Here is a 19,623-nt window from a genome sequence, read left to right as displayed (position 1 = left end):
CCCCGGACCGCCTAGCGCGGCCCGAAGCCGCGATAGGGGGCGAGCGGCACGATCTGCACCGCTTCCAGCATTCCGGCCTGGTACATCGGCAGCCGCGCCAGCCCGGCGTCGAGCGCCGCGCGGTCGGCCGCCTCGATCAGCAGCACCGCGCCGGGCGCGTCGTCGCGATGCCAGATCTGGCGGATGAAGCCCTCGAGATAGAGCGCGCGCGCCATCTGCGCCTCGGGTTCGAGCTTGGGGGCGATCTCGGCCTCGCTGAACCTCTCGGTGCGGCGGCGGGAAACGACGAGGAACTGCATCGGATGCTCCTGTGATTGGCGGCTTCAGTTGAGGCCGGCGGCATGGCGCCCGGCCTGGCGGCCGAAGACCAGCCCGCGCAGCACCGAGGTCGAGCCGGTGTAGACCCGGTGGTAGATCCCCTGGGTCTCGCCGGCGGCGTAGAGGCCGGGGACGATCTTGCCGTCGACGTCGATCACCCGGGCGGACGGGTCGGTCTTGAGCCCGCCGAAGGTGAAGCAGTTGGACGAGATGATCGGGTAGGCCCGGAACGGCGCCTTGACGATGGGCCGCGACCAATGGCTCTTGGGCGGGGTCAGTGCCGCCCGGCGGTGATCGAGCGCGAAGGGATCGAAACCGCCGTCGTCCCCGGGGCAGGCGGCGTTGAAGTCGTCGACGGTGCCGGCCAGTGCCGCCGGGTCGAGACCGATCGCCGCGGCCAGCGCCTCGATGCTGGCGGCCTCGACCGGCGGAACGTCCGAGCGGATCGCCGTCTTCCAGCGCGGGATGTCCTCGACCTGCGCGTCGAAGATCACCCAGGCGATGCCGTCGGGCTGATCGGCGAAGGAGCGGCCGATATTGTCGTAATGCGCATCCACCGTGCCCGGCGCCTCGTCGGCGAAGCGCCTGCCGTCGCGGTTGACCAGGATGCCGTAGGGATAGATGAACACCACCGCCTCGGGCTGGCGCGAGCGCGGATCGACCGGCTCGGCGTGATACGAGCCGAATTCGCCGGCCGGCGCCGCGCCGTGGTCGAGCGCCATGCGGATGCCCTCGCCGCGGTTGTAGTAGCCGCCGGGCGCGACCGGCCGGATGTGGCGCGCCTTGGGGCCGATGTAGCGGGTCATCATCTCGGGATTGCCCTGGTAGCCGCCGCTGGCCAGCACCACCGCCTTGGCCGGGATGTCGCGCACGGTGCCCTCCGGGCCGTTCGCCTGCACGCCGCAGACGGTGCCGTCGGGGCCGCGCAACAGATCGGTCGCCGTGGTGCGGTAGAGGACCTCGGCCCCCAGCGCCTGCGCCTCTTCCATCAGCCGGGTGATGATGCCCAGGCCACCGCCCATCGCGGCGATCCGGCTGGTGTTCTGGGTCAGCAGGTAGATCGGCTGCGGCCCGAAGCTGAGCCCGAGCCCCTTGAGCCAGTCGAGCGTCTCCGGCACCTGCCCGGCGAAGGTCGAGATCACCTCGGGATCGGGCAGCGAATGGGCGCGGACATTGGCCGGCCAGTCCTCGTAGGAGCGGCCCAGCGCGTCGAGCACGTTGTGGTCGATGTTCCAGCCCGCGTTCTCGGCGAAATGCTCTTCGAAGTCGTCGGCGATCTCGGCGTCGTTCTTCATCCGCATATAGGCTTCGGTCCAGCGCGAGTTGCCGCCGAAGTTCTCGGCATCGGCGCGTTCGAGCAGTGTCACGGACAGCCCCGCCTGCAACGCGGTCACGGCCGCGGACAGCCCGGCAACGCCGCAGCCGACGATCAGCAGGTCGGATATCTTGGTCTCGGTCATCGGGTCGTTCCTCCCAGGGATTGATCAGTGTCTTCGGCCGCGGCGGCGCCCCGGCAGGCGCGCAGGATCGCGGCGGTGTCGGCGCCTGCCGCCGGCGGGTCCTCAAGGCGGTCGAACCCCTCTCCATCGAGGGTCAGCGGCAGCCGGGGCAGCCGGGTGCGGGTGCCGTTCGGCAAGGTGGTGGGCAGCAGCCCGCCGGTCGCCTGCAGATGCGGGTCGTCGAACAGGTCCTCGGGCCGGGCCACCGGGGCGAAGGGCAGCCGCGCCGCCTCGCACAGCACGACCGCCTCGTCGAGGCCGAGCCTGGCGAAGATCTCCTGCACCAGCGGGATCAGCCGCGGGCGGGCGGCGATGCGGTCGTTGTTGGTGGCAAGGCCGGGATCGGCCAGCAGGTCATCGCGCCCCAGCGCCTCGCAGAACCGGCGCCAGTGGCTGTCGGTGGTGATGCCGAGGAAGAACGGACGCCCGTCCTTCAGGGTGAAGGTCTCGTAGACCGCCCAGGCGGAGACCCGCTCGGGCATCGGCGGCAGCGGCCTGTCGCTCTGGGCGGCATAGCACAGGTGCTGCCCCATCAGGAAAACGCTGCTCTCGAACAGCGCCGACTGGACATGGCGGCCGCGCCCGCTGCCATCGCGGTCGCGCAGGGCGACGAGGATGCCGATCACCGCGAACATGCCGCCGACGATGTCGATCACCGAGCTGCCGGCGCGCAGCGGCTGGCCGGTCGGTCCGGTCATGTAGGCCAGACCGGTCATCATCTGCACGACCTCGTCCAGCGCCAGCCGGTTCTCGTAGGGGCCTGGCATGAAGCCCTTGAGGCTGGCGTAGACGAGCTGCGGGTTGATCTCTTTCGCCCGCCCGGCGCCCAGGCCGAGGCGGTCCATTGTGCCGGGGGCGAAATTCTCGATCAGCACGTCGGCGCGCGCCACCAGCGCCTCGGCCGCGGCCAGCCCCTCGGGCGTCTTGAGGTCGAGCGCGACCGAACGCTTGTTGCGGTTGAAGTAGCCGAAATAGCCGGTGCCGAAGCCCTTGAGCCGACGCGTCGGCTCGCCCTCGGGCGCGGGTTCGACCTTGATGACCTCTGCGCCCAGATCGGCCAGGATCATCCCGGCGCAGGGGCCCATGACGGTGTGGCCAAAGTCGAGCACCGTCAGCCCGTCGAGAGGTTGCAGGCTCATGACTGCCCTCCCGGCACGGGCCGCTCGGCCGGGCCGTCGTAGGCATAGGGAACGGAAACCGGCATCGGCCCCTTGATCCGGCCGCCCTGCCCTGCCTGTTCGCAGGCATGGGCCATCACCCCGACCGCCCGCGACAAGATGAACAGGCCGCGGCCCTGCAGCGGCGAGAAGCCGAGTTCGGCGTAGACCGCGGCGGTGATGCCGTCGATGTTCATCGGCACCGGCTTGCCCTTACGCGCCCGCAGCGCCGCCTCCACCGCGCGGGCGGCGGCCAGGGCGCGGCCGTCGACGGTTCCCGCCGCAACCGCGCCGTCGATCAGCCGCGCCAGCCGCGTCGCGCGGGGATCGACCCGGTGGAAGCGGTGGCCGAAACCGGGCACGATCTGCTTGCGGGCCAGCCGGACCGAGACCTCGGCCTGGGCGGCCGTTTCGATGGCGCCCCCATCGGCGATGTCGAGCACGGCGGCGTAAAGCTCCATCGCCTGCTGCCCGGCGCCGCCATGCACGTCGCCCAGCACGTTGACCGCCGAGGCCATCGCGTTGTTGAGGCCGATGCCGCAGGTCATCGCCATCCGGGCGATGGCGATCGAGGGCGCCTGCGGGCCATGATCGACCGAGGCGACCAGCGCCGCCTGCAGCAGATCGGCCTGGGACCGCGAGGGCAGCTCGCCCCGCGTCATCAGCCAGATCATCTGCGGGAAGGTGACCGCGCCGATCAGCTGCTCGATCGGGTAGCCGCGCAGGCGGATATGGTCGGGCTCCATGTCGATGATCGCGGTGCGCCACCAGGCACGGGCATCGGCGAGCGGGTCTGTCGCGGGATCGGTCATGGCTCAGCCCAGCACGAAGGGATTGGCCCGGTTCGGGCGGGGGGTGATCCAGATGCTCTTCGGCTGCAGGTATTCCTTGATCGCCTCGGTGCCGCCCTCGCGGCCGATCCCCGACCGCTTGTAGCCGCCGAAGGGGGTGGCGAAGCTGGTCGCGCGGTAGTTGTTGACCCAGACCGTGCCCGCCTTGACCCGGTCCGAGACCGTCAGCGCCCGCTCGAGGTCGCGGGTCCAGATCCCGGCGGCGAGGCCGAAATTGACGTCATTGGCGATCGCGACCGCCTCGTCCTCGTCGTGGAAGCGGAGCACCGAGAGCACCGGGCCGAAGACCTCTTCCTGGGCGATCCGCATGCCGTTCGTCACCTCGGTGAAGATGGTGGGAGCGACGAACTGGCCCTGGCCGTAGCCTTCGCCGCTCAGGGCATGGCCGCCATGGACCAGCCGGGCGCCCTCGGCCTTTGCGATCTCGATATAGGACAGGATCTTCTCGAACTGCGGCCGGGTGGCGATCGGCCCGATCTGGGTCTCGGGATCGGAGGGATCTCCGATGCGGGCCCGGGCGACGGTCTCGACCAGCCGCTCGACGAAGCTGTCGTGGATCGTGTCCTGCAGCAGCAGGCGCGATCCAGCCATGCAGGTCTGCCCCGTCGCCCCGAAGATGCCGGCGATCGCCCCCTTCACCGCCTGGTCGAGATCGGCGTCGTCGAAGACGATGTTGGGCGACTTGCCGCCCAGTTCGAGCGTGACCTTCTTGAAGTCTGCGGCAGCGGCCTCATAGACCTTCTGGCCCGCGATGTCGCCGCCGGTGAAGGCGACCTTGGCGACCAGCGGGTGGCCGACCAGCGGCGCGCCGACCTCGGCGCCGAAGCCGGTGACGACGTTGACCACGCCGGGCGGGATGCCCGCCGCCTCGCACAGCGCGGCGAATTCGAGGATCGAGGCAGAGGTGAATTCCGAGGGCTTGATCACCACCGTGTTGCCCGCGGCGAGGGCCGGCGCGACCTTCCAGGTCGTCAGCGACAGCGGCGAGTTCCAGGGGGTGATCGCGGCGACGACGCCGAGCGGTTCGTACTTGACCATGTTGAGCACGCCCGGCTTGGGCATCGGCACGACCTGGCCCTGCACCTTGTCGGCCAGTCCGGCGTAGTAGTGGAACCACTGCGCCGCGCCCCGGGCCTGGCCCGCCACCTCGGTGATCAGCTTGCCGTTGTCGCGCTGTTCGATCAGCCCGATGCGCTCGGCATTCGCTTCCAGCAGGTCGGCAAGGGCGCGCAACCGCGCGCCGCGCTCGGTCGCCGTCATCCGCGACCAGGGGCCCGAGGTGAAGGCAGCATGGGCGGCGCGAACCGCGCGGTCGACGTCGGCCTCGGTCCCGCGGCCGATGCGGGCCCAGGCCTTGCCCGAGAACGGCTCCTCGCTGTCGAAATAGGCGCCCGAGGCGGGCTCGATCCAGCTTCCGTCGATCAGGTGTTGGTAGTGTTGCATCGCGTCACGTTTCCAGAATGGCGTTCTGCCGGTCAGAACGTGACCGCTTCTAAAGGCTTCAATTAAGTCACAAAATGACTTAATATATCCATTATCGGACACACGAGGTCTTATGCTCGATCTGCGCCTGCTTCGCTATTTCGTCACCGTCGCCCAGACCGGCAGCATCGCCCGGGCCGCGGAAGAGCTGCATGTCTCGCAATCGCCGCTCAGCCGCCAGATCATCCAGTTCGAGGAAACCCTGGGCTTCCAGCTCTTCGAGCGGGTGAACAAGCGGCTGGTGCTGAGCCGCGAGGGCCAGGCTTTTCTCAAGCGCGCCAACGCCCTGCTGGCGTCGGCCAGGGCGCTCGACGCCTTCGCCCGCGACATCGCCGGCGGCACCACCGGGCGGCTGCGAATCGGCTATGTCGAGGGTGCGGTGACCACCGATCTCATCGGCCGGGTCATCGACGGGCTGACGGCGCTGGACGACGCGGCGGCGCGCCAGCTCGAATTCCGGCCGATGCGGTCGCAGGCGCAATGGGAGGCTCTCGAGCAGCACGAGATCGACCTCGGCTTCGCCTATTCGCTCCCGCCCGAGGGCAATGCGCGGCTGGAAACCCGCCTCGTCACCGACGAACCCCTGGTCCTGGCGGCACCGAAGGGCACATTCGCACCGGAGCAGCCGATCGAACCCGCACAACTTGATCGCCAGCCGTGGATCGCCTTTCCCAAGGCGATGAGTCCGGTGTTGCGCGATCGCTTCCTCGAGCGCTGCGCGGAATGCGGCTTCATTCCCGACATCCGCCACGAGGCCGCCGACCAGAGCCTGGTGCGCCGGCTCGTCGCCGCGGGTCGCGGCTGTGCCTTCCTCCAACTCAGCGCCGAACGCCTCAGGGACCCCGCGATCGATTTTTATCCGGTGCCGTGGTTCCCAATGCGCGTCACGCTCCACGCCCTGTGGCGCGCCCATGACCACGGCCCCCTGCTCGGGGCCGTGCAGAAGCTGTTCGCGACCTCCGCGGGCGAATCGCCCGACCGGGCCGTTTCCGTGTCGGCAGAACCTGCCCCGGTGACCTAGCGCAGGCTCCGGCTGGACCGGCGGTCCTTCTCGTCGGGCCGGGGCGTCGTGCCTGACGCTAGCGGCAGGCGCCGTGGGTCGTCGAGGTGCCGAACACCACGTCGTGCATGATACGGCCGGGCGAGAGGGTGAAGAGCCCGGCGACGACCAGCGCGCCGAGGAACAGCAGCACCATCACCCGCCGGTGCTGGCCGACGCGGTGATTGCGCGCGTGCAGCACCGCGACCGGCAACGCCGCCAGCGTCACCAGCGACAGCCCGTGGATCACGCTGAACGGGCCGAATTGGCAGATGGTGTGGATCAGGAAGGACGAGGCCGCGACCGTTGCCATCAGCAGGACCCAGATCCAGCCGATGGTGCGGTGCGGCAGCGTGCCCTTCGGCGCTGCAAGCTGGACGGTTCCGAGCACGAAGGCGGTCATCGCCGCCAGGGCGTGCACGATGATCGCCGGCGGGGCGGCGAAGAGCGGGGCGAAATTCATGGCGAGGGGTTCGATTCTACGTTTTGAAACCGCGATCACATGCGCAGGCGCGCGTGTGATCGCCAAGATGCCGGATCTCGCATCACGGATATGTGAGCGGCCGCGGCGCGGATCAGTCGGCTGCGCCCAGGCGCTGGCGGCAGGCTTCCGGCAGCGCGTCGGCGAAGCGGGTGGGCCGGAACGCCTCTACGGCATAGCGGGCGAGCCCGAGCCGGCGGAACGGGTCCTCGTCGAGGATCGCCTCAAGCGCCGCGCGGTCGGCGAGCGTCGCGAGGATCACGCCACCCGTGCGCGGCTCCTTGGGACCCGAGGCGAGGAAGGCGCCGCTGGCGAAATGGCGGTCGAGGAAGGCGCGGTGCTCTGCAAGATGCGCGTCGATCTCGGCCAAGGCGGCCTCATAGGTCAGCGAGACGATGAACATGGGTTTCTCCTTCGGATTCGGGCGCGCGGCGCGCTCTGCCGATCCGCCGAAGCGCGGCATCGGTCGCGACGACCTCGGCGAATTCGCCGTGCAGATGAGACAGCGCGGCGCGGTGGATCTCTGCGGGGCTGAAGTCCGGGCCGCCGTCGAAGCCGGCATCGGCGTTCCGGGCGACGGCGGCGCAGGCATCGTGGACCAGCGTCACCGCGAAGCCGAGATTTGCCGCCATCCGCGTGGTGGTCGAGACGCAATGCGGCGTCGTCAGTCCGCAGATGGTCAGCCGGTCGATCCCGCCCAGCCGCAGCCGGGTCTCGAGGTCGGTGCCGATGAAGGCCGAATTGACCGACTTCTCGATCAGCGGCTCGCCCGGGGCCGGTTCGAACCCGCGCTTGAGTGCGGCGCCGGCCCCGGCGAGGGGCGAATCCGCCTCCGTGCTGAGATGGCGGACATGGATCACCGGCGCCCCGGCGGCGCGGAAGGCCGCCAGCAGGCGCAGCGCGTTGGCCTCGGCGCCCGGGTTGTTGCGCGCGCCCCAGCGCGGATGGTCGAAGCCGCATTGGAAGTCGATCAACAACAGCGCGCCGGCGAGGGCCGCGGGATCGAAGCGATGCATCTTGGCGTCTCCATTTGCCGGGCCGACCGGACGCCACGGCTTGCAAGCCGCCCCGGTTCGGCGTTTTCCTGAGCGCGTCATAGCCCCCCGCGGCCCCCCGCGGAAGTTGCGGTCCGTCGGACTTCGCCTGCGGATCGCCGGAAGTTGGAGACGCTCATGAAGCCAGACGGCTTGCCCGATGCGCTGGACCGCAAGATCCTCGCCGCCCTGTCGGCGGATGCGCGGATCTCGATGACCGAACTCGCCCGCCGGGTGCACCTGTCGCGCCCCGCGGTGCAGGCCCGTATCGCCCGGCTCGAAGACAACGGCGCGATCCGCGGCTACCACGCCGACATCCACATGCCGGGTGACGAGGACGGCCAGCGCGCGTTGCTGATGGCGCGGATCGGCGTTCGGCCCTGCGCGCCCGCGCTCGACTATCTCATGGGCCAGCCCGAGGTGCGCCAGGTCTGGTCGATTGCCGGGCCACAGGATGCGACGATCGAGGTCATCACCCGCGACGCAGCCGCCCTGTCCGAGCTGACCGACCGGCTGGCGGCCAGTCCCTACCGTATCGAGGCCGAGGCGCGCCCGGTCCTCGCCGCCTTCGGCAAGCCGTCGCGGACCGGCCCGGGGGCCGGCTGACTAGGCCGCGCTTCAGGGCTCGGCCAGTTCCGCCCGCCTCTCGCCGATCGCCGCGACCAGCGCGTCGGCCACCGTGCGGACCCGGCGCGAGGCCGCGAGGTCGGCGTGGATCGCAAGGTAGATCGGCCGCGCCATCGCCGCGCCGTCGGGCAGGCGCGCGGCCAGCAGCGTCAAGCCGGCCGGACGGGCCAGCAGATGGGGCAGAACCGCGACGCCCGCACCGCGCGCCACCGCCTCGACCTGCCCCGCCAGCGTATTGACCGCCAGCCGCGGCGCCCGCCCCGCGCCGAAGGCGCGCGCCCAGTCGAGCTGCATCTGCACCGCCTCCTGCTCGGGCCAGGTGACGAACCGCTCGGGCCGGCCCCCGCCCGGCGGGCCGTAGAGGCCGATGCCCAGCATGCCCACCTGCCGCACCACGAGATGGCCTTGCTCCGGCCGCACCATGCGCAGCGCGAGATCGGCGTCGCGGCGATGCAGGTTGACGGTGGCGGTGTTGAACAGGATCTCGACGTCCAGCCGCGGGTGACGGGCCAGCAGCGGCACCAGTGCCGGCACGATCACCGGCGCGACGAGGCTCTCGAAACTGGCAAGGCGGACGAGGCCGGTCACCTCGTCCTGGGTCCCGGCCTCGGCCTGCAGCCCCTGCATCGCCTGTTCCGCCGCCTCGGCGCGTGGCAGCAGCGCCTCGCCCTGGTCGGTTAACCGGTAGCCGCTCTGATGGCGCAGGAACAGCGGCACGCCAAGCGCCCGTTCCAGCCGGTCGATCCGGCGCGAGACCGTCGCCGCCCCGCCGCCGAGCACCTGCGCCGCCCCCGACAGCGTCCCCGCCCGCGCCAGCGCGAGAAAGACGCGGGTATCGTCCCAGTTCAGCCGCTCCATGATCTTCCGTTTCCGAAAAATGATACGCCGATATTTGCACTACTTTTGCGATACCGGAAAGCGCAAACAGGGCCGGTCTTTCCATCGGATGAGGTTCCCATGTCCGCAATCGACTTCCCGCCCGCCAAACCGGCCCTGTCCGACGGCGGCGCGCTGACCCTCAGCGCGCTGGCCGCGATCTTCTGGGGCACGAATTTCGAGGCCACCCGCGTGGCGCTCGAACACCTCTCGCCCTGGACCGCCGCCGCCGGCCGCTTCGCCATCGCCGCGGTCGCCATCCTCGTCTGGCTGTGGCTCAGCCGCGGGCTGAACCTGCGCGTCCTGCGCCGCAACTGGCCGGCCTTCGTGGGGCTCGGCATCGCCGGGGTCGCCGGGTTCAACGCGGCGCTGTTCCTCGGCATGAAGACCTCGAGCCCGGTCACCGCCGCGCTGATCATGGGCACGACGCCCTTGACCACCAACCTGCTCGATGCGCTGCTGCACTGGCAGCGGCCGAAAGCCGTCGCCCTGCTCGGCATGGCCATCAGCCTGCTCGGCGTCGCGCTGACCGTCGGCGCCTTCTCGGGCACCCGTTTCGCCCCGGGCGACCTGCTGATCCTGATCGGCAGCCTCGGCTGGGCGCTCTACACCATCGGCTGCCGCAGCTGGGTGCGCGAGGCCGCCGCGATCGAGACCGCCGCCTGGACGATGGTCTTCGGAGCCATCGGCCTGGTGGCGATCGCCTTCGCGCTGGAAAGCCCGGTGCACGACCTGCTGCATTCCGGCCCCGCCGCGCAGCTGATCGTGGTCTACATGGCGCTGGTCGGCTCGGTGCTGTCCTACATCTTCTGGCAGCTCGGCATCGCGGTGCGGGGCCCCGGGGCGACCTCGGTGCTGTTCAACCTCGTCCCGGTCGCCGCCCTCTTCGTCGCCGCCGCCTGTGGCCGGATGCCGGGGCTGTCGCAGGTCGCCGGCGTCGTCGTCGCGATCCTCGGCGTGCTGCTGGCCAGCGGTCGGCTGCCCCTGCCGAGCAAAGGCTGAGACCAACGCCCGCCATGGAAGGCCGTGGCGCCCCGGTCCCGGGGCGCCGCGCGCTTGTGCCCTGCCGGCATCCCGCTTGCGGCAACGCCGCTCCGCGCCTAGGCTGCGGCCATGCCCAGCGACAGCCGCCTTGCCCAGGAAATCGATGCCCGCCGCGACGCGCTGATCGCGCTGACGCAGGACCTGATCCGGATCCCGACGCTCAACCCGCCGGGGCGCAACTACCGCGAGATCTGCGACTACCTCGACGGCTATCTCACCGCCGCCGGTTTCAGCGTCGAGAGGGTCCGGGCCGAGGGCGCGCTGGCCGACAGCAACGCCCATCCGCGCTGGAACATCGTCGCCCGGCGCGAGGGCACGCGGCCGGGCGACTGCGTCCATTTCAACGGCCATCACGACGTGGTCGAAGTCGGGCACGGCTGGACGGTCGACCCCTTCGGGGCCGAGGTGAAGGACGGCCGCATCTACGGCCGCGGCTCCTGCGACATGAAAGGCGGCATCGCGGCCTCCATCATCGCCGCCGAGGCCTTCATCGCCGCCCATCCCGATTTCGCCGGCGCGATCGAGATCAGCGCCACGGCGGACGAGGAATCGGGCGGCTTCGGCGGCGTCGCCTACCTGGCCGAGAAGGGGTATTTCAGCCCGGATCGGGTCCAGCACGTCATCATCCCCGAACCGCTGCACAAGGACCGCATCTGCCTCGGCCATCGCGGCGTCTGGTGGGCCGAGATCGAGACCAAGGGCCGCATCGCCCACGGCTCGATGCCCTTCCTCGGCGACAGCGCCATCCGCCACATGGGCGCGGTGCTGAACGAGATCGAGGAAACCCTCTATCCCCTGCTCGCCACCAAGCGCACCGAGATGCCGGTGATCCCGGAAGGGGCGAAGCAGTCGACGCTGAACATCAACTCGATCCATGGCGGCGAGGCCGAGCAGGACGAAGGCTATACCGGGCTGCCGGCCCCCTGCGTCGCCGACCGCTGCCGCATCGTCCTCGACCGCCGCTTCCTGATCGAGGAGGACCTGGCCGAGGTGAAGCGCGAGGTCTCGGCGCTCTTGGAGAAGGTCAAGGCGGAGCGGCCGAGCTTCGACTACGAGATCCGCGACCTGTTCGAGGTAATCCCGTCGATGACCGACCGCGAGGCGCCGGTGGTGCGCTCGGTCGCCTCGGCCATCGAAAAGGTGCTGTCGCGCGAGGCCGGCTATGTCGTCTCGCCCGGGACCTACGACCAGAAGCATATCGACCGGATCGGGCGGCTGAAGAACTGCATCGCCTACGGGCCCGGCATCCTCGACCTGGCGCATCAGCCCGACGAGTGGATCGGGATCGAGGACATGATGGATTCGGCGCGGGTGATGGCGCTGACGCTGGCCGAGTTGTTGCTGCCGGAATAGGGCACTCGGAACCGCCGTTTCGCCCGGCGGCACGCCGGGCGCCGCCCTTCTCGCCTAGGGAAACAGCCGATCCAGCGCCGCATCCAGCGCCGCCGTTTCGGCGATCTGCAACCGCACCGGCAGGGTGAGAACCTTGGGCCGGAAGCTGCCGGGCAGCCGGACGGCGTCCTTTTCCGTCGTCACCAGCTGCGCCCCCAGCGCCGCGGCGTCGGTCTCCAGCCGGCGCAGCAGCGCCTCGGTCAGCGGCTGGTGGTCCTCCAGCGCCTCGGCCCGCAGCAGGGTCGCGCCCAGCCCCTGCAAGGTGGCGAAGAACTTCTCGGGATGGCCGATGCCGGCGAAGGCCAGCACGTCCTGGTCCTGCCAGTCGATCCCCGTCTGCAACGGCTCCAGCGCGCCTTTCAGATGCGGCAGGCGGATCGCCTCGCGCCAGGTCGCGGCGAAGCTCTCCTGCGCCGCCGCCGCGCCGATCGACAGCAACAGGTCGGCACGGCTGAGGCCGGTGGCCACGGGCTCGCGCAGCGGCCCGGCGGGCAGGCAATAGCCGTTGCCGAAGCCCTTGGCGGCATCGACGACGACGATCGAGAGATCCTTGGCCACGGCCGGGTTCTGGAAGCCGTCGTCGAGCAGGATCGCCTGTGCCCCGGCCTCCTTCGCCGCCTTGACCCCGGCGGCCCGGTCCTTCGCCACCCAGGCCGGGCCGAAGGCGGCGAGCAACAACGGCTCGTCGCCGACATCGTCCGCCTTGTGGCGCATCGGGTCGACCTGCACCGGCCCCTCCAGCCGCCCGCCATAGCCGCGCGAGACGACATGGGCGGCGATGCCGCGCGCCGTCAGGTATTGCTGCAGGTAGATCGCGGTCGGCGTCTTGCCGGTGCCGCCGGCGTTGAGGTTGCCGACGCAGATCACCGGCACGCCCGGGGCATAGCCCGCGCCGCCCTGCGCCAGCCGCCTTGCGGTGCCGGCGGCGTAGAGCCGGCCCAGCGGCGCCAGCAGCCGGGCGCGCCATCCGGGGCGGTCGGGCGGGGTGAACCAGAAACCGGGCGCGCGCATCAGCTCTCCTCCTCCGCCGGCGCCCGCTCGTCCAGCGCCGCCAGCAGCAGGGCGGCGACCCGTTCGGTCACCTCTGCCCCGGCGGTCGAGGCCTCCCAGGCATTATGGGCGATCAGCGCGGCGCGGTCGGGCGCGATCAGGTCCGACAGCGCCTCGCCCAGGTCGCCGGGCACCCGCAGCTCGCGCGTCGCCCGGGCCTCGACCAGCCGCTCGTAGGCGCCGGCATGGTCGCCGGGACGCGGACCGTGGATGATCGCCGAGCCCAGCGCCGCCGGCTCGTAGGGGCTGCGGGTGCTGCCCGCGCCCTGCAGACTGCCGCCCATGTAGCTGATCGAGGCCAGCCGATACCACAACCCCAGCTCGCCCTCGGTATCGGCAACATAGGCCTGGCATTCCTCGCCCGGCTCCTCGTCGGCCGAGCGCAGGGCGACGGTCCAGCCCTGCTCGGCCTCCACCCGCGCGGCCAAGGCGGGGCCGCGCTCGGGATCCTCGGGCACGACGATCAGGAGCAACCGGTGCGCCAGCCGCAACGCCGCGTGATGGGCGGCGATGACGGCCGCCTCCTCGACCTCGGGCAGCCCGGCGGCAAGCCAGACCGGCCGGCTGCGGGCCAGCCCCGCCAGCGCCTCGCGCTCGGCCTCGACATAAGGCAGCACCGCCGGTTCTTCCTGCATCTTGCCGGCGATATCGAGCCGCGCCGGCGCAGCCCCGAGACGCCGCAGGCCGCGGCCGGCCTCGGCGTCGCGGGCCAGGATCGCCGCCAGCCGGGAGAGCAGCGCCCGCACGACCCCGGGAAAGCGCGGCCGCCGGCCGGGCGGCGGCGGCACCGCGTCGACCAGGTAGATCGGCACGCCGCAGCGGTCGGTCTCGTGGATCAGCGCCGGCGGCAGGCTGGCGCCGGACAGCACCGCCAGGTCGGGGCGCCAATGGCTGACGAAGGCGTGGATGTCGGGCAGGGTCTCGGGTGGTGGCGGCACGACGCGGCTGCCCTCGGGCCAATGGCTGTCCCCCTTGGCGGAGATCAGCACGGTCAGTCCGGGTCGCAGGGCCCGCAACCGCCGCACCAGTTCGGCCAGGGCGCCATGGCCGCCCGGTTGCTCCGGCGCGGCGTGAAGCCAGATCAGCGGCCCCGGCGGACGCTCGGGACGCGGCGGTTCCTCCCCGGGCGCGCTATGCGCGCGCCGTGCGGTGAACAGCAGATACAGGCCCAGCCCGAGCGGAAATGCCATCTTGCCCCGGTTTAGTCGCCCAGTTCCTCGGTCGCACTGGCTGCCGCTTCCTCGTCGCGCAGCCGGTGCAGGTGGGCGATGAAATACCGGGTATGCGCGTCATCGACCGTGCGCTGCGCCTCGGCCTTCCAGGCGTTATAGGCGCTCTTGTAATCCGGGTAGATGCCGACGATGTGAATATCCCCGACATTGCGGAAGACGGTTTTCTGCGGGTCGACGAGCTCTCCGCCGAAGACAAGGTGAAGGCGCTGGGTCATCGCGGGCTCCTGTTGCGGTGATCGCGCGCACCCTAGCCATTGGCGGCGGCGGGTCAAGGCGAAGCCAGGGCCTTGCGCGGCGCGCTGCAGGCCCACAAGCTGCCGCCACGGAACACAGCAACGTGAGTCCGGCTTGGCGCGAACGAAAATTACTGATTATGATATTTCTAGGCCTGCATGTGAGGCCGGGAGGAGAGCTGCACGTAATGACCTATCGCCAGCCCGCGCTCGACACCTCGCCCCGCGTGTCGGACGAGATCCGCAAGACCACCTGTTACATGTGCGCCTGCCGTTGCGGCATCAACGTGCACATCAAGGACGGCCGCGTCGCCTATATCGAGGGCAACCGCGACCACCCGGTGAACAAGGGGGTGCTTTGCGCCAAGGGATCCTCGGGGATCATGCAGGTGACCGCGCCGTCGCGCCTGCGCCATCCGATGAAACGGGTCGGGCCGCGCGGCTCGGGCCAGTTCGAGGAAATCAGCTGGGACGAGGCGATGGAACTGGCGGTCAGCTGGCTCAAGCCGCTGCGCGACGCGGACCCCGAGAAGATGGCCTTCTTCACCGGCCGCGACCAGTCGCAGAGCCTGACCGGCTTCTGGGCCCAGGCCTATGGCACGCAGAACTACGCCGCCCATGGCGGCTTCTGCTCGGTCAACATGGCGGCGGGCGGCATCTACACCATCGGCGGCGCGTTCTGGGAATTCGGCCAGCCCGACTGGGACCGGACCAGGCTGTTCGTGCTGTTCGGGGTTGCCGAGGATCACGATTCGAACCCGATCAAGATGGGCATCGGCAAGCTCAAGACCAACGGTGGCAAGGTGATCGGCGTCAACCCGATCCGCTCGGGCTACAACGCGGTGGCCGACGACTGGTACGGGGTGACGCCCGGCGCCGACGGGCTCTTGATCCTGGCGCTGGTGCACGAACTGCTCAAGGCCGGCAAGGTCGATCTCGACTACCTCGCCCAGTTCACCAATTCGCCCTGCCTGGTGAACGAAGCAGAAGGCCCCGAGAAGGGCCTGCTGCTGCGCGATGGTGACGGCAAGCTCCTGGTGATCGACCGCAATTCGGGCAAGCCCGTCGCCTTCGACACCCCCGGCGTCAAACCGGATCTCGGCGCGAGCCATAACGGCGCCCGGACGGTGTTCCAGCACATGGCCGAGAAATACCTCGCCGACACCTACGCGCCCGAAAAGGTCGCCGACCGCGTCGGCATCCCGGCCGAGCGGATCAAGGGGCTGGCGGCCGAACTGGCCCGCGTCGCCTTCGAGGAAGAGATCGTGCTCGACCGCGAATGGGTCGATTTCCGCGGCGACAAGCATGACAAGATGATCGGCCGCCCGGTCAGCTTCCACTCGATGCGCGGCGTCTCGGCCCATTCCAACGGATTCCAGACCGCCCGCGCCCTGCACATGCTGCAGGTGCTGCTCGGCTCGGTCGAGACCCCCGGCGGCTGGCGGATGAAACCGCCCTACCCCAAGCCGGTCGAGGGCCATCCCAAGCCGCATTGCGGCGTCACCCCGGGCCAGCCGCTGGACGGCCCGCATCTGGGCTATCCGCTGGGGCCGGAGCATCTGGCGCTCAAGGAGGACGGCAGCCCGGCGCGGATCGACAAGGCGTTCTCGTGGGAGAACCCGATGTCGGCCCACGGGCTGATGCACATGATGATCTCGAACGCCCATGCCGGCGATCCCTACAAGATCGACACGCTGTTCCTCTACATGGCCAACATGGCCTGGAACTCCTCGATGAACACCCGCGCGGTCATCGAGATGCTGACCGACACCGACGACAGCGGCGAATACGTCATCCCGCGGATCATCTATTCCGACGCCTATTCCTCCGAGATGGTCGCCTATGCCGACCTGATCCTGCCCGACACCACCTATCTGGAGCGGCACGACTGCATCAGCCTGCTCGACCGGCCGATCTGCGAGGCCGACGCGGCCGCGGACGCGATCCGCTGGCCGGTGGTCGAGCCCGACCGCAACGTGCGCGGCTTCCAGACCGTGCTGATCGAGCTGGGGGCAAGGCTCGGCCTGCCCGGCTTCGTCAACGAGGACGGCAGCGCCAAGTACAAGGATTACGCCGACTACATCGTCAGCCATGAGCGCCGGCCGGGCGTCGGCCCGCTGATGGGCTTCCGCGGCAATGGCGACGAGGCAGGGCGCGGCAAGCCGAACCCGGACCAGCTGCAGAAATACATCGAGAACGGCGCCTTCTTCGTCGCCCATATTCCCGAGGAGGCCGAGTTCTACAAGCCGTGGAACCTCGCCTATCAGGACTGGGCGGTCGGCCTCGGCCTCTACGACAAGCCGGCGCCCTACCTGTTCACGCTCTATTCCGAGCCGATGCGGCGCTTCCAGCTCGCCGCCGAAGGCCATGGCGAGCGCCAGCCGCCCGAGCATCTGCGCGACCGGCTGAAACTCGCGATGGACCCGCTGCCGACATGGTACACGCCGTTCGGCGACGAGGGCGCCGAGGCGTTCCCGGTCCACGCCCTGACCCAGCGGCCGATGGCGATGTATCACAGCTGGGGCAGCCAGAACGCCTGGCTGCGCCAGATCCACGGCCGCAACCCGCTCTACCTGCCGACCAAGATCTGGGAGGCCAACGGCTTCCAGGACGGCGACTGGGCCAAGGTCACCTCGCCGCATGGCGAGATCGTGGTGCCGGTCGCCCATCAGGCCGGGCTGAACGAGAACACGGTCTGGACCTGGAACGCGATCGGCAAGCGCAAGGGCGCCTGGGCGCTGGACGAGAACGCGCCCGAGGCGACCAAGGGCTTCCTGCTCAACCACCTGATCCACGAGCTGCTGCCGCCCAAGGGCGACGGGCTGCGCTGGTCGAACTCGGACCCGGTGACCGGGCAGGCGGCGTGGTTCGACCTCCGCGTCAGGATCGAGCGGGTGGCGCAGCGGCATGAATCCGAGCCGGTCTTCCCGCCGATCAACTCGCCGGTGCCGCCGGCGCCGAAGAACCGTCTGCAGGGGGCCGAGGAATGACCGAACTGCCGCAAAGCACCAAGCGCAAGCTGGGACTGGTCATCGACCTCGACATCTGCGTCGGCTGCCATGCCTGCGTGACCGCCTGCAAGGGTTGGAACACCGAGAATTACGGCGTGCCGCTGTCCGACATCGACGCCTATGGCGACGATCCCTCGGGCACCTTCCTCAACCGCATCCACAGCTTCGAGGTCCAGCCCGAGAGCGGCGGCTGCGCCCAGACCGTCCATTTCCCCAAGTCCTGCCTGCATTGCGACGACGCGCCCTGCGTCACCGTCTGCCCGACCGGGGCCAGCTACAAGCGCGAAGACGACGGCATCGTGCTGGTCAACGAGGATGCCTGCATCGGCTGCGGCCTCTGCGCCTGGGCCTGCCCCTACGGCGCGCGCGAGATGGATCAGGCCGCCGGGGTGATGAAGAAATGCACCCTCTGCGTCGACCGCATCTATAACGACAACCTGCCCGAGATCGACCGGGTGCCGTCCTGCGTCCGCACCTGCCCGGCCGGGGCGCGCCATTTCGGCGATCTCGGCGATCCCGGCAGCGATGTCAGCCGGCTGGTCGCCGAGCGCGGCGGCTTCGACCTGATGCCCGAGATGGGCACCAAGCCGGTCAACAAGTACCTGCCGCCGCGGCCCAAGGACCGCCCCGCCGCGCCGGCCCTCGAGCCCATCGCCGATGTCAAGGCCACCGGCGTTGCCGGCTGGCTCGACCGCCTTCTGGAGAAGTTCTGATGCATCCCGCACCATCCGTCATCGTCTTCACCACCCTGTCGGGGCTCGGTTTCGGCTTCCTCGCCTTCCTCGGCCTCGGCGCGGTGCCGGTCTCGGGCCTCGCCGCCTTCCTGCTCTACGGCCTCGCCTACGGTTTCGCCGTCGCCGGCCTGCTGGCCTCGACCTTCCACCTCGGCAATCCGCAGCGCGCCTGGCGCGCCTTCACCCAATGGCGCACCAGCTGGCTCAGCCGCGAGGCCTGGACCTCGGTGGCGACGCTGCTGTTGATGGCGCCGGCGGCGCTGGCGGCGATCTTCGCCGGCTTCACCCCGGCCACCTTCGGCCTGCCCGGCGCCCTGCTGGCGCTGGTGACGGTGTTCTGCACCTCGATGATCTATGCCCAGCTCAAGACCGTGCCGCGCTGGAACCAGTGGGTGACGCCGGCGCTGTTCCTGACCTTCGCCCTGACCGGCGGCGCGATGCTGTCCGGCCGCAGCCTGATCGCGGTGCTGCTGTGCATCCTGCTGGCGGTGCTGCTGGTCGTCAGCTTCCGCCGCGGCGACAAGGCGCTGGCCGAGAGCGGCACGACGATGGAAACGGCGACCGGGCTGGGCGGGATCGGCAAGGTGCGGCTCTACGAGCCGCCGCATACCAACAGCAACTACCTGATGCGCGAGATGATCCATGTCGTCGGCCGCAAGCATTCGCAGAAGCTGCGGGCGATCGCGGTGCTGTTCGCCGCGGTGCTGCCGGGGCTGATCCTGCTGACCCTGCCGCACAGCCTCGCCGCCGTGGCGCTGGCCGTGGCGCTGCACCTCATGGGCGCCTTCGCCGCCCGCTGGCTGTTCTTCGCCGAGGCGGAGCATGTCGTCGGGCTGTATTACGGGGCACGGTAAGGCCGGCCCCGGTGTTGTCAGCCCCGGTGCTGCCGGCAGCGGGGCCTCAGTCCACCACCCGCAGCGTCAGGTTGATGCGGCCGCCCCCCTTGAGCAGGGTCGAACTGCCCGGCCGGATCCGGTCGATGCCGTGATAGGCCAGCCGCGCCTCGCCGCCCAGCCGCAGCACGTCGCCGGATTTCAACCACAGGCTCTCGGTCCTGCCGCCGCGCTCGGTGCCGCCGATCCGGAACAGCCCGTCGTCGCCCAGCGACACCGACAGCACGGGCCAGGAGAAATCGGCCTCGTCGCGGTCCTGGTGCAGGCCCATCCTGGCGCTCTCGCGGTAGAGGTTGACGAGGCAGCAATCCGGCATCCGCTCGGCACTGACCAGCGCCCGCCAGATCGCCAGCACCCGTTCCGGGATCGGCGGCCAGGGCGTGCCCGAGGGATGGCGGTCGATATAGCGATAGCCGCGCCGGTCCGAGAACCAGCCGTAGCGCCCGGCCGAGGTCATCTGCACGCTCATCTGCTTGCCCCAGCGGGTGGTGGGCGAGAACAGCGGCGCCGCCTTGATCAGCCCGCGCAGATCCTCGACCAGCGCCGCCTGCGCCGCGCCGTCCAGCCAACCCTGCCAGACCTCGGCCCCGCGCAACCGCAGCGTGGGCGGCGGCGCGTCCGGCCGCGATGCCGATCCGTGTCGATGATTCACGAAATCCTCCCGTTTTCG

Annotated in this window: 20 protein-coding genes; 7 read left to right on the top strand and 13 right to left on the bottom strand. The window is 70.2% G+C overall.

Features of this window, described 5'->3' with window-relative positions:
* Nucleotides 1–11 precede the first annotated feature (11 nt).
* From ACFOES_RS02940 to ACFOES_RS02920, 5 genes are read right to left on the bottom strand one after another with little or no spacing between them, the layout of a single operon-like run.
* Complete coding sequence (locus ACFOES_RS02940) at nt 12–299, bottom strand: muconolactone Delta-isomerase family protein (protein WP_377831670.1); 288 nt, start codon at nt 297–299, stop codon at nt 12–14.
* A gap of 24 nt (nt 300–323) precedes the next feature.
* Nucleotides 324–1,778 (bottom strand): FAD-dependent oxidoreductase, encoded by a 1,455-nt coding sequence (locus ACFOES_RS02935; protein WP_377831669.1) that lies wholly within the window; start codon nt 1,776–1,778, stop codon nt 324–326.
* Nucleotides 1,775–2,956 (bottom strand): CaiB/BaiF CoA transferase family protein, encoded by a 1,182-nt coding sequence (locus tag ACFOES_RS02930; RefSeq protein ID WP_377831668.1) that lies wholly within the window; start codon nt 2,954–2,956, stop codon nt 1,775–1,777. The genes ACFOES_RS02935 and ACFOES_RS02930 overlap by 4 nt, the downstream gene beginning before the upstream one ends.
* Nucleotides 2,953–3,786, bottom strand: coding sequence for a citryl-CoA lyase (locus ACFOES_RS02925; protein WP_377831667.1), 834 nt, complete (start codon nt 3,784–3,786; stop codon nt 2,953–2,955). The genes ACFOES_RS02930 and ACFOES_RS02925 overlap by 4 nt, the downstream gene beginning before the upstream one ends.
* Before the next feature lie 3 nt (nt 3,787–3,789).
* Nucleotides 3,790–5,268, bottom strand: a complete 1,479-nt coding sequence (locus tag ACFOES_RS02920; protein ID WP_377831666.1) for an aldehyde dehydrogenase — start codon at nt 5,266–5,268, stop codon at nt 3,790–3,792.
* 112 nt (nt 5,269–5,380) lie between these two features.
* Here ACFOES_RS02920 and ACFOES_RS02915 point away from each other — a divergent pair, with 112 nt between their 5' ends.
* Nucleotides 5,381–6,328 (top strand): LysR family transcriptional regulator, encoded by a 948-nt coding sequence (locus ACFOES_RS02915; protein WP_377831665.1) that lies wholly within the window; start codon nt 5,381–5,383, stop codon nt 6,326–6,328.
* 58 nt (nt 6,329–6,386) lie between these two features.
* On the opposite strand, the gene ACFOES_RS02910 is transcribed toward ACFOES_RS02915, so the two are convergent.
* From ACFOES_RS02910 to ACFOES_RS02900, 3 genes are all read right to left on the bottom strand, one after another.
* Nucleotides 6,387–6,809 carry a DUF2306 domain-containing protein gene (locus ACFOES_RS02910; protein ID WP_377831664.1) on the bottom strand — a complete coding sequence of 141 codons (423 nt, stop codon included), beginning with the start codon at nt 6,807–6,809 and terminating at the stop codon, nt 6,387–6,389.
* A gap of 112 nt (nt 6,810–6,921) precedes the next feature.
* Nucleotides 6,922–7,230, bottom strand: coding sequence for a YciI family protein (locus ACFOES_RS02905; protein WP_377831662.1), 309 nt, complete (start codon nt 7,228–7,230; stop codon nt 6,922–6,924).
* On the bottom strand, nt 7,205–7,843 hold the full coding sequence (locus ACFOES_RS02900) for a cysteine hydrolase family protein (RefSeq protein ID WP_377831661.1): 639 nt from the start codon (nt 7,841–7,843) through the stop codon (nt 7,205–7,207). Before ACFOES_RS02900 ends, ACFOES_RS02905 begins: the two co-directional genes overlap by 26 nt.
* Nucleotides 7,844–7,999: 156 nt before the next feature.
* On the opposite strand from ACFOES_RS02900, the gene ACFOES_RS02895 reads away from it, so the two are divergent.
* Nucleotides 8,000–8,467: an Lrp/AsnC family transcriptional regulator gene (locus ACFOES_RS02895; RefSeq protein ID WP_377831660.1), complete on the top strand. Its 468-nt coding sequence runs from the start codon at nt 8,000–8,002 to the stop codon at nt 8,465–8,467.
* Nucleotides 8,468–8,479: 12 nt separating this feature from the next.
* Here ACFOES_RS02895 and ACFOES_RS02890 read toward each other — a convergent pair whose 3' ends face one another.
* Entirely contained in the window at nt 8,480–9,346 is an 867-nt protein-coding gene (locus tag ACFOES_RS02890) for a LysR family transcriptional regulator (RefSeq protein ID WP_377831659.1), read from the bottom strand.
* A 99-nt stretch (nt 9,347–9,445) separates the two neighbouring features.
* Here ACFOES_RS02890 and ACFOES_RS02885 point away from each other — a divergent pair, with 99 nt between their 5' ends.
* Both ACFOES_RS02885 and ACFOES_RS02880 read left to right on the top strand, forming a co-directional pair.
* Nucleotides 9,446–10,366 carry a DMT family transporter gene (locus ACFOES_RS02885; RefSeq protein WP_377831658.1) on the top strand — a complete coding sequence of 307 codons (921 nt, stop codon included), beginning with the start codon at nt 9,446–9,448 and terminating at the stop codon, nt 10,364–10,366.
* A 111-nt stretch (nt 10,367–10,477) separates the two neighbouring features.
* Nucleotides 10,478–11,761: an acetylornithine deacetylase/succinyl-diaminopimelate desuccinylase family protein gene (locus ACFOES_RS02880; protein WP_377831657.1), complete on the top strand. Its 1,284-nt coding sequence runs from the start codon at nt 10,478–10,480 to the stop codon at nt 11,759–11,761.
* 54 nt (nt 11,762–11,815) lie between these two features.
* Here the strand turns inward: ACFOES_RS02880 and lpxK are convergent, their stop codons facing one another.
* The 3 genes from lpxK to ACFOES_RS02865 are packed head-to-tail and all read right to left on the bottom strand — an operon-like array spanning nt 11,816 to nt 14,297.
* The gene (lpxK, locus tag ACFOES_RS02875) at nt 11,816–12,811 is read right to left on the bottom strand and encodes a tetraacyldisaccharide 4'-kinase (protein ID WP_377831656.1); all 996 of its coding nucleotides are present in this window, start codon (nt 12,809–12,811) and stop codon (nt 11,816–11,818) included.
* The gene (locus ACFOES_RS02870) at nt 12,811–14,040 is read right to left on the bottom strand and encodes a 3-deoxy-D-manno-octulosonic acid transferase (protein ID WP_377831655.1); all 1,230 of its coding nucleotides are present in this window, start codon (nt 14,038–14,040) and stop codon (nt 12,811–12,813) included. Before ACFOES_RS02870 ends, lpxK begins: the two co-directional genes overlap by 1 nt.
* Before the next feature lie 11 nt (nt 14,041–14,051).
* Nucleotides 14,052–14,297 carry a DUF4170 domain-containing protein gene (locus ACFOES_RS02865; RefSeq protein ID WP_377831654.1) on the bottom strand — a complete coding sequence of 82 codons (246 nt, stop codon included), beginning with the start codon at nt 14,295–14,297 and terminating at the stop codon, nt 14,052–14,054.
* Between the two features lie 206 nt (nt 14,298–14,503).
* On the opposite strand from ACFOES_RS02865, the gene ACFOES_RS02860 reads away from it, so the two are divergent.
* From ACFOES_RS02860 to ACFOES_RS02850, 3 genes are read left to right on the top strand one after another with little or no spacing between them, the layout of a single operon-like run.
* Nucleotides 14,504–17,305: a molybdopterin oxidoreductase family protein gene (locus tag ACFOES_RS02860; RefSeq protein WP_377831653.1), complete on the top strand. Its 2,802-nt coding sequence runs from the start codon at nt 14,504–14,506 to the stop codon at nt 17,303–17,305.
* A complete protein-coding gene (locus tag ACFOES_RS02855) occupies nt 17,302–18,039 on the top strand; it encodes a 4Fe-4S dicluster domain-containing protein (RefSeq protein WP_377831652.1) in 738 nt (245 codons plus the stop codon). Before ACFOES_RS02860 ends, ACFOES_RS02855 begins: the two co-directional genes overlap by 4 nt.
* On the top strand, nt 18,039–18,914 hold the full coding sequence (locus ACFOES_RS02850) for a dimethyl sulfoxide reductase anchor subunit family protein (RefSeq protein WP_377831651.1): 876 nt from the start codon (nt 18,039–18,041) through the stop codon (nt 18,912–18,914). The genes ACFOES_RS02855 and ACFOES_RS02850 overlap by 1 nt, the downstream gene beginning before the upstream one ends.
* A gap of 46 nt (nt 18,915–18,960) precedes the next feature.
* Here ACFOES_RS02850 and ACFOES_RS02845 read toward each other — a convergent pair whose 3' ends face one another.
* Complete coding sequence (locus ACFOES_RS02845; protein ID WP_377831650.1) at nt 18,961–19,605, bottom strand: alpha-ketoglutarate-dependent dioxygenase AlkB family protein; 645 nt, start codon at nt 19,603–19,605, stop codon at nt 18,961–18,963.
* Nucleotides 19,606–19,623 lie beyond the last annotated feature (18 nt).

The organism is Acidimangrovimonas pyrenivorans (assembly GCF_042643245.1).
Classification (GTDB): Bacteria; Pseudomonadota; Alphaproteobacteria; order Rhodobacterales; family Rhodobacteraceae; genus Acidimangrovimonas; species Acidimangrovimonas pyrenivorans.
Note: the sequence above shows the minus strand (reverse complement) of the source record. Positions and strands in the feature narration are given on the sequence as shown.

Bases quoted from the DNA above. Each gene is read 5' to 3' on its own strand.
- ACFOES_RS02915 (WP_377831665.1), top strand. From the start codon at position 5,381: ATGCTCGATCTGCGCCTGCTTCGCTATTTCGTCACCGTCGCCCAGACC.
- ACFOES_RS02925 (WP_377831667.1), bottom strand. From the start codon at position 3,786: ATGACCGATCCCGCGACAGACCCGCTCGCCGATGCCCGTGCCTGGTGG.
- ACFOES_RS02920 (WP_377831666.1), bottom strand. From the start codon at position 5,268: ATGCAACACTACCAACACCTGATCGACGGAAGCTGGATCGAGCCCGCC.
- ACFOES_RS02900 (WP_377831661.1), bottom strand. From the start codon at position 7,843: ATGCATCGCTTCGATCCCGCGGCCCTCGCCGGCGCGCTGTTGTTGATC.
- ACFOES_RS02895 (WP_377831660.1), top strand. From the start codon at position 8,000: ATGAAGCCAGACGGCTTGCCCGATGCGCTGGACCGCAAGATCCTCGCC.
- ACFOES_RS02855 (WP_377831652.1), top strand. From the start codon at position 17,302: ATGACCGAACTGCCGCAAAGCACCAAGCGCAAGCTGGGACTGGTCATC.
- ACFOES_RS02940 (WP_377831670.1), bottom strand. From the start codon at position 299: ATGCAGTTCCTCGTCGTTTCCCGCCGCCGCACCGAGAGGTTCAGCGAG.
- ACFOES_RS02910 (WP_377831664.1), bottom strand. From the start codon at position 6,809: ATGAATTTCGCCCCGCTCTTCGCCGCCCCGCCGGCGATCATCGTGCAC.
- ACFOES_RS02850 (WP_377831651.1), top strand. From the start codon at position 18,039: ATGCATCCCGCACCATCCGTCATCGTCTTCACCACCCTGTCGGGGCTC.
- ACFOES_RS02860 (WP_377831653.1), top strand. From the start codon at position 14,504: ATGACCTATCGCCAGCCCGCGCTCGACACCTCGCCCCGCGTGTCGGAC.
- ACFOES_RS02935 (WP_377831669.1), bottom strand. From the start codon at position 1,778: ATGACCGAGACCAAGATATCCGACCTGCTGATCGTCGGCTGCGGCGTT.
- ACFOES_RS02890 (WP_377831659.1), bottom strand. From the start codon at position 9,346: ATGGAGCGGCTGAACTGGGACGATACCCGCGTCTTTCTCGCGCTGGCG.
- ACFOES_RS02865 (WP_377831654.1), bottom strand. From the start codon at position 14,297: ATGACCCAGCGCCTTCACCTTGTCTTCGGCGGAGAGCTCGTCGACCCG.
- ACFOES_RS02885 (WP_377831658.1), top strand. From the start codon at position 9,446: ATGTCCGCAATCGACTTCCCGCCCGCCAAACCGGCCCTGTCCGACGGC.
- lpxK (WP_377831656.1), bottom strand. From the start codon at position 12,811: ATGCGCGCGCCCGGTTTCTGGTTCACCCCGCCCGACCGCCCCGGATGG.
- ACFOES_RS02870 (WP_377831655.1), bottom strand. From the start codon at position 14,040: ATGGCATTTCCGCTCGGGCTGGGCCTGTATCTGCTGTTCACCGCACGG.
- ACFOES_RS02905 (WP_377831662.1), bottom strand. From the start codon at position 7,230: ATGTTCATCGTCTCGCTGACCTATGAGGCCGCCTTGGCCGAGATCGAC.
- ACFOES_RS02930 (WP_377831668.1), bottom strand. From the start codon at position 2,956: ATGAGCCTGCAACCTCTCGACGGGCTGACGGTGCTCGACTTTGGCCAC.
- ACFOES_RS02880 (WP_377831657.1), top strand. From the start codon at position 10,478: ATGCCCAGCGACAGCCGCCTTGCCCAGGAAATCGATGCCCGCCGCGAC.